Annotated in this window: 2 protein-coding genes and 1 pseudogene; all 3 read left to right on the top strand. The window is 34.5% G+C overall.

What is annotated here, in order from left to right; genetic code table 11:
- Positions 1-116, top strand: a pseudogene (locus ACEN31_RS11400) (IS30 family transposase); the annotation flags it as partial.
- A gap of 177 nt (positions 117-293) precedes the next feature.
- The gene (locus ACEN31_RS11395) at positions 294-992 is read left to right on the top strand and encodes a glycosyltransferase family 2 protein (RefSeq protein ID WP_407109469.1); all 699 of its coding nucleotides are present in this window, start codon (positions 294-296) and stop codon (positions 990-992) included.
- A gap of 17 nt (positions 993-1,009) precedes the next feature.
- Positions 1,010-1,702, top strand: a complete 693-nt coding sequence (locus ACEN31_RS11390) for a hypothetical protein (protein ID WP_407109468.1) — start codon at positions 1,010-1,012, stop codon at positions 1,700-1,702.
- Positions 1,703-2,290 lie beyond the last annotated feature (588 nt).

The following is a 2,290-nucleotide window of genomic DNA, read 5'->3' as shown; positions in this document are numbered from 1 at the left end:
TGTCATCGATTGCACACAAACGGAACACGATTCCACGGAAATCCTTACACTACCGAACACCGTTGGAAGTATTTTTGAGTTACTTAGATGAAGCAGTTTTGTCTAGCTTAATTTGACAAATCAAATGATATAAAGTTGAAGATTTTTCAGGTTCATTTAAAGTAGGGCGACGTACTTTTTAATTGATAAATTTGACTTATTCATGATATAGTTTAATTTAAAGGATAATTATATAATATTTTTTAAATAAACTTATAAATATGAAGAATACATAATGAATAGAGGTGCGTTTATTGAAAAACTTTATTGTTGTGATCCCTGCTTATAATCCAATGGATGAATTACTAAATTATGTACAGGACCTTCTAGATAATAACGTTTATGCTGTTGTAGTCATTAACGATGGGTCTGAAGAGAAGTATGCCACATTGTTTGAGGAGATAACTAAATTAAACAGAACGGTGGTCCTAACTCATGAAGTGAATATGGGTAAAGGGATGGGGTTGAAGACAGCTTTTAAATATATTATGGATAATCATAGTAATATTGATAGTGTTGTTACTGCGGACTCTGATGGTCAGCACCTTGTATCGGATGTAGTGAATGTCGGAGAGACTATGGTTAATTCTTCGGCGGATTATATTTTAGGAACGAGAAATTTTACTCAAAGTGGTGTTCCGTTTAGAAGTCGAATTGGCAATTGGTTTACATCTTTAATATTTGCTTTATTCTATCAATATAAAGTTCGTGATACACAAACAGGTTTACGTGCTTTTAAGGAAACACAACTAGGTCAGCTAATAGATGTCTCAGGGAATCGTTTTGAATACGAAATAAACATGTTAATTATGATTGCTAAGAAGAAGTATTCTGTAAAGAGTGTAGAAATAACTACGGTCTATCATGAAAATCATACGTCACATTATTCTACCATTCGTGATTCAGTATTAATTGGCAGGCAAATGATTAAAGGATTATTCATTTCTAAATAGATGGGAGGGAGTAGTTAATGGAATACGGGAAATTTTATTTAATTATCAGAAAGATAGCTCAACTAGTCTTTCCTAAATATAAAGCGCCTCAATTTGAACCGACAGATAAACCAGTTGTTTATGTTTCCCACCATCAAAATATGTTTGGTCCCGTCAATGTATTACTTTGGTATCCTAAGTTTATGCGTGTATGGGGCTTGAGTGTTTTCATTGATCAACAAGCTTGTTATGATCATTACGTTAACTACACATTTACACAGCGGTTTAAGATGCCACCGTTCATTGCGAAACCTCTTGCGTGGGGGGTGTCGTATTTCGTTAGTCGTTTGGCTCAGTCGGCACGTGTGATTCCTGTATATAGAAGATCAAGACAAATTATCCGTACATTGAAGGAATCGGTTGAGACTTTGCAAGCCGGCGCTTCAGTGTTAATCTTTCCAGATATTGATTATGCTTCAGATGATAGTGAGGTAGGTAGAATCTATGAAGGCTTCCTAAACCTAGAAAAATACTATAACCGTAAGACAGGTGAACACATTGACTTCGTTCCTCTATACGCTAATCAAGCCACAAAGGAAATTCTCTATGGTCAGGCTATTCGATTTGATAAAGATCGAGAGTTCATTGATCAACGTGATGAAAAAGCACAAGAGTTGCAAGATGAATTGAATCGATTAGCTAATACAGAAGTGAAAGTCGATTTAGTATAAATTCATATATATATAATATGCCAGAGTCATAATACGCGATTGATTAGTGATTGTGTGTATGATTTCTGGCATTAGTTATAGCTATCACTTTATCCCTTCTATATAATACATACAAATTTGAAATATCTTATTGACACAGCAGTCATTCAGATGCTATTATATTCAAGTTGTTAAAAGAGCAACCGAATGAATCTATCGTTAGTTAAAATAACTCTTAAAAAGTGTTGACACTGGCTATGGGTTCATGCTATTATAATTAGGTTGTCAATTGAGACAGCACAAACGAATCGAACATCTAACTTCGGTTGAATAAAAGATTCAAAAAAAGGTTGACAGTGTATCGAGTAACATGATACAATATAGACCTTGTCACATGAAGTGACGAGAAAAAAGCGAAACATGTGAGACCAATTAAAATTAATTCAAACAATTAGTTGACAATTGCGTAACAAACATGTTACACTAATAAAGTTGCATCACAACCGCAACGAAAGCTCATTGAAAACTGAACAAAGATAAACACACCAAATGTGTAAGGGGATCTGTTCTACGGAACAGACAACCAAACAATTTCGCTGGACGACCACC

The sequence above is a fragment of the Ruoffia sp. FAM 26255 genome, assembly GCF_045528525.1.
Taxonomy (GTDB): domain Bacteria; phylum Bacillota; class Bacilli; order Lactobacillales; family Aerococcaceae; genus Ruoffia; species Ruoffia tabacinasalis.
This window is presented reverse-complemented; position numbering and strand designations above follow the sequence as displayed.

Bases quoted from the DNA above. Each gene is read 5' to 3' on its own strand.
- ACEN31_RS11390 (WP_407109468.1), top strand. From the start codon at position 1,010: ATGGAATACGGGAAATTTTATTTAATTATCAGAAAGATAGCTCAACTA.